This is a genomic window from Actinoplanes cyaneus (genome assembly GCF_016862095.1).
In the GTDB taxonomy this organism is placed as follows: Bacteria; Actinomycetota; Actinomycetes; order Mycobacteriales; family Micromonosporaceae; genus Actinoplanes; species Actinoplanes cyaneus.
In genome coordinates, this window is the sequence record NZ_BOMH01000124.1 from 1 (window position 1) to 5,050 (window position 5,050).

At 64.9% G+C, this 5,050-nt stretch carries 5 protein-coding genes; 4 read left to right on the forward strand and 1 reads right to left on the reverse strand.

From position 1 onward, the window contains the following. Nucleotides 1-212 precede the first annotated feature (212 nt). From Acy02nite_RS45765 to Acy02nite_RS45780, 4 genes are all read left to right on the forward strand, one after another. Complete coding sequence (locus Acy02nite_RS45765; RefSeq protein WP_239175901.1) at nt 213-596, forward strand: hypothetical protein; 384 nt, start codon at nt 213-215, stop codon at nt 594-596. Nucleotides 597-685: 89 nt separating this feature from the next. Then, nucleotides 686-1,192, forward strand: coding sequence for a hypothetical protein (locus Acy02nite_RS45770; protein WP_203756513.1), 507 nt, complete (start codon nt 686-688; stop codon nt 1,190-1,192). Nucleotides 1,193-1,390: 198 nt separating this feature from the next. After that, entirely contained in the window at nt 1,391-1,801 is a 411-nt protein-coding gene (locus Acy02nite_RS45775; RefSeq protein WP_203756516.1) for a hypothetical protein, read from the forward strand. A gap of 247 nt (nt 1,802-2,048) precedes the next feature. Further along, complete coding sequence (locus Acy02nite_RS45780; protein ID WP_203756518.1) at nt 2,049-2,684, forward strand: hypothetical protein; 636 nt, start codon at nt 2,049-2,051, stop codon at nt 2,682-2,684. A gap of 285 nt (nt 2,685-2,969) precedes the next feature. On the opposite strand, the gene ltrA is transcribed toward Acy02nite_RS45780, so the two are convergent. Next, nucleotides 2,970-4,724, reverse strand: a complete 1,755-nt coding sequence (ltrA, locus tag Acy02nite_RS45785) for a group II intron reverse transcriptase/maturase (RefSeq protein ID WP_239175902.1) — start codon at nt 4,722-4,724, stop codon at nt 2,970-2,972. Between the last annotated feature and the right edge of the window lie 326 nt (nt 4,725-5,050).

The window sequence follows — 5,050 nt, forward strand, 5'->3', positions numbered from 1 at the left end:
ACGGGTCCAAACCGCCTGGCTATCCGGACGCTCCGTGGCACAAGCCCTACTCGGCTAACCCCGGGCTCGCGCTGCCTCGACGCCGTACCTACCGGCGCCCGACCGGGCGAACCCGAAACCACTTCTGGCCGCCCCTTGACACAGAGGGGTGCCATGAGAGGGCGTTGCGCCAGCAGGTGCACGATCATGGATTATCGTGATGCCGTGCACCGATGGCATCGACGGTCATGAACGGCGAGCCTGTGTGGCCGCTCGCGAAGCTGTCGGCGCTCCGCCTCCGCCGCCGTTTAGCGGTCGAGGTGCCCGCAACGGATCCGGGACGGCGTGCCTTCGTCGACATCACACCGGGCGCCGTCGAAGCCGACGCACAGGCCCGCAGCGAGGGATGGACCAACAAGAGCATTGCACGATCTTTTCGGATCGACCATTGGGAGTACGACGCCGAACGGCTTGACGGATTCGACTACGACATCGGGTCGACGCTGCTGCGCAGTGCCGACGCGGCCAACGAGTCGGAGCTGTTGACCGTTCTCCAGGAGTGGCAGCTCGACCCGCGCCAGTTCCAGTACGCGTGGGACACAGCCGACCCTCGGTAGCTCGGCCACAATCGTCTCGATCACCACGCATGGATCGTGGCAGATCAGTGCAGCTTTCAACGCGAAGACCAAAGGGGCATACTTCCGCGATGAGTTGGTCCCTGCATATCGTCCCACTGCATGAACTTGCCAACGACGGCATGCTGGAGTGGGCTATGTCGGCGCAATTCTCACGCGGTATACCGGCCAGCGCGCCGCTGCCGCTGCCGCTGCCGTCAGCCGCCGATGTTCTCGCGGCCTTCCGGGGCGCTGGGTGTCACGGCTCGGCATGGTTCAAGATTCATGGCGATGATCCCCGATTGCGGTTACCCGAGTGCCGGGACCCGGACAGCTGCTATCGGGTCGGGGGCCGAGACCTGGGCGAGGTAGACCTGGCCACTGTCGGTCAAGTCGACAGCGAGCAGCCGATCACCGGGGATGCCGCGGTAGCTGGCGTGTCTTTTCGCAAGCCGATCGGCGTTGCAGTGCTCGCTGCCGTTTGCGAGCTTGCAGCGCTTGCAGGATCACAGCTCGTCTTCGACGACTCCGCCGATCGAGTATTCGTCGTGCGGCCGGGCGAACAGCCGGCTGACTTAGTTGGCCAGTGGCCCTGGTAGCCTTCGGCCCTTGTCCGGCCGCGAACACCTTTGCCAATTCGAGAATCAGCGACGGCGAGCTTCGGCTACGGGGGCGTGACGGGCTCCCGGCCCGTGGACGTACCCGGGCTGCGGCGTGAGAGCGCGTTGCCGAACGAGCCAGTAGACCGGTGGCATGGTGGGGTTATGCCTGAACGCCAACGTTAATCATCGGCCTACTTGTCGTCTTCGACTATTGGTCCCCGTCGAGAACTGTTTCGAACCGCGGAACTCAACGCGGTGGGCTGGGCCGCCCTCGCCGGCTTCTGCGTCTTCGGAGCCGCAGCCGGGTTAGCCATTGCCCGTTTCACCGGCATCCCGGGCTGGTTCACCACGCCCGTCGGCAGCGTCACCGCCTTTACTGCCGTGCTCGCCGCCGACCGCGGCAGATGGGCCAACATGCACACCATCTACACCTGGACGGACAACCTCGTAGAGGTCGAACGCATCGCCACAGTGCTCCAACGAGCTGGAGTCAACGTCTTGGTCGTCGCCAACGTCGCCGACCGGCCCGCGCTGGACTACCGCAACGGCGACCGACGACTCGTCGGCCGAGCGTTCCGTGACGCCGGCCTTCCGCCGCCGAGCTGATCAAGTTCAGCCCAGTCGCGAAACCTGACGTTCTCGCTGGCCACGTCTCCCCGCGTGCGCGACTCGCGGCAGATGAGGGGTACAGCGGCGCCTGGACCGTACCCCCTTCGGACGCCTGCCGCCGTTCGGCGGCGACCGGCTCCGCACGGGAAGGGCAGAACTGGCGGTGTCGGTCGCCTACGTCCGGCCGTAGAGCCGATCTCGTGACCGCTCGAAGCGGATATGTTCGCCCAGGCCTACCGCAAATGTGAACGAGGTCTTCGAGTTGATCCCTAAGACTGTCGCTGTGGCGATCTGCGCGCTGGCGCTGTTCGCCTGTTCTGCGCCGGCCTCCCGGCCGACAGCGGCGGCGCGCGCGCCTTCAGCGCCGGCCCGTCCGCTGGCAGCGACCTGCGAGACGCCACAGTTCACTTGGTCTCACGTGAAGTCAGCGCCGGTGCTCGGTGCGGTCAGCCCGCGGCTGGATTTGACCGAGGGCATGAGGTCGGATGTGCCGTTGGAGGCGGTGCTGTCCGACTCTGCCATCAAGGTCACGCCGGCGAGCGTCGACACCGAGATGGTCCTGACCTCGCTGGAGAACAATCTGTCGGCCGGTGACGCTGCCGATGTCTGGCGGCTGTCGCGGCCCGGCACGCCGGTCGAGGAGAACGGGACGAAGTTGCAGATCACGGCGGGGAAAGCCGGCGCGTATGTCGGATACAGGGTCGTCATGCAGGTCAGCGCGTCGTACACCTACACGTGCGGGCCTGCCTCAAGCCCAGTCGCCGGATCCGTGTCGACCTGGTCGTCCGAGGCCACCGTCATGACCGAGTGCGGTGGACAGGCCGGTACCGAGAAGTGGTCCGCGATCGAGCGGAAAGCGGTAACGCTGCGCTGCAGCTGAGTACAAGCCGACTTAGTTTTTGGGCTTGTGGCGGCCGAGCAACGGCGCAGAAAATCTGCGACCGGACCTTGCCGGGCTGCGGCGGTGGGCGGATCGGTAAGGTCGGCCAGCCTTATCCCTGACGGACGAGCCCGGTGCCACACTTCGACACCACTATCCCGTATCCGTTGGTCGAGTACGTTGATGCAGTCGGGTGGCCCCGACGCATTGCTGCGCCGGGGCCCCCTCAGAACCGTGCGTGCAACTCGTCGCGGCACACGGCTCAAGCAAGCCACTGGGGCGATTTCAGGAGTGCAGAGGTGCTGGTTCCTGCTGTCCGTCGGTAGTTCGGCGGAGGCAGAAGGAGTGAACGAGTCGGGTTTCGTCCGGCAGGCCGTTCCCGTGGACGGCGATGATTTGCCTGGTTATCGCCTTGCGGGTGGTGCGGTGCCACTGTTCCCACTCGCGTGGGCTTTGTGGCTCGCGGTCGGCATGCAGCAGTAACTCGCCGCAGATCGGGCAAGACCCATGCTGCCTGCGGAGCAGGTGCAGGGTTCTGCGGTCGAGCAGCGGTCTGTTCTTACTGCGCCGTTCGGCCCAGTAGCCGGCCTGGGCGGGGTCGTCCGGAGACGCGTCCCCGCGGACCAGACTGTGCCGGACGATCTTCGTCCAGGCGAACTTGGGGAGATAAGCGCCGCTGTTGCGGTCGCCGAACACCCAGCGGTCCTGCCTGTCCGGGTTATACCGGCCAAAGTACCTGTTGACGATCCACGGTCTCGGCTTATGGGGATGGCCGTGGCAGGCCCACTTATAGGTGAGCCGCCACAGATGCACGTCCAGCGCTGCGAACACGATGGACGAGGCTGCCCCTCGGTAGTAGTTCGCCCAGCCCCGCACGATCGGATTGATCTTCGCGAGGACGGTCGCCGGGTTCGTGCCGCGCAGGGCCCGAAACTCGGCTGACAGGCGTTGCCTGACTCGTTTGACGGCGGCCTTGCTGGGTTTCATCAGGAGCTTGCCGTTGCGTCGGCGGGCGGTGAACCCGAGGAAGTCGAACCCTTCGTCGAGGTGGACGATTCTCGTCTTGTCCTCGTTGAAGGTCAGACCCCGGGGTGCCAGCCACGCGGCGAGCCGCGTTTTGACATCCTCGGCCTGCTGCTTGGAGTAGCAGAGGGCGACCATGTTATCGGCGTATCTGATCAGCGAAGGGGAGCCACGTTTCGTTCGCTGCGGATCGCTGCGTTCGTGTCGGACTCCTGCCGCTTCTTCCAGCCCATGCAGTGCAATATTCAACAGTAAGGGGCTGATGACCCCGCCTTGCGGAGTTCCCGCGTCAGTGGGGGCGAATCCCTTGCCTTTCTCGAACACGCCCGCTTTCAACCAGCCCCGGATTTGGGTCCGGCCGGGGAAATCCCCAATAGTGGCGAGTAGACGTTCGTGGTCGATTCTGTCGAATGCTGCGGTGAGGTCCGCGTCCAGCACCCACACGCGTTTCGCTCCTGCACCGCAGGCCGTCACGTGAATGACTTGGATCGCGTCCTGGCAGCTTCGGCCCGGCCTGAACCCGTAACTCTTGGGCTCGAACCGGGCTTCCCATTCGGGTTCCAGTGCGTTACGGTGCCGCGCCTGGTGGACGCGGTCCGAGATGACGGGAATGCCGAGCGGGCGCTGTTTCCCATTGGCTTTCGGAATGTATACCCGTTTGACGGCGGTCGGCATGAACGACCGTGCGGTGCGATGTGTCTGTTCCGCCAGGTCCATGCGTGCCGGGGAGGTCAACGCGACCTTCCCGTCGATGCCCGCCGTCGCGCGTCCAGCGTTGCGCTGCGCGACCTGGCGCACGCTGACCAGCGTGTTCGACCAGCTCCGCAGCATCAGTTTCTGCAGGTTTCTGACCTTCGGCCAGTCACCGTCCTTCGTCGCCTTGAAGATCCTGCCGCGTAGCCGCCGTACGTTCTCCTCGTGGCGTCGCCAGGCGACGTTGTCCCAGTTCGGAGGCTCGTCCTCAGGTCCGTTCACTCCGAGGGCCGCCATCGCAACATCGAAAGCAAAAGCCGTCATCTGTGTCTAACTTGTCCTTCGGTTCCAGTGGTTCCGATGCTTGATCGTCAAAGGCTCACCCGCCACACGTCAGCCTGCTTTCGCAGCCGGGCACCAGGCCCGGTATCCGGCCAGTTATACGACGACGGCCGGTCGGAGGACCGGTCGTTGATGCCGTCGTTTTCCTGTCACCTTTCGGTCACCGGCATTCGCTTCTTGGGCGTCCTTTTCCCGTCACGGAGTTGAACTCTCCTCACGGTCGGCCTACCACAGGAAATCCTGTGGACCGTAACGGGGTTTCCACGTTCCACACGCGTGAGATACGACCGGGTCGGGCGCCCTCTTAA

Coding starts and splice junctions, on each gene's coding strand:
- ltrA (WP_239175902.1), bottom strand. CDS start 4,724: ATGACGGCTTTTGCTTTCGATGTTGCGATGGCGGCCCTCGGAGTGAAC.
- Acy02nite_RS45765 (WP_239175901.1), top strand. CDS start 213: ATGGCATCGACGGTCATGAACGGCGAGCCTGTGTGGCCGCTCGCGAAG.
- Acy02nite_RS45770 (WP_203756513.1), top strand. CDS start 686: ATGAGTTGGTCCCTGCATATCGTCCCACTGCATGAACTTGCCAACGAC.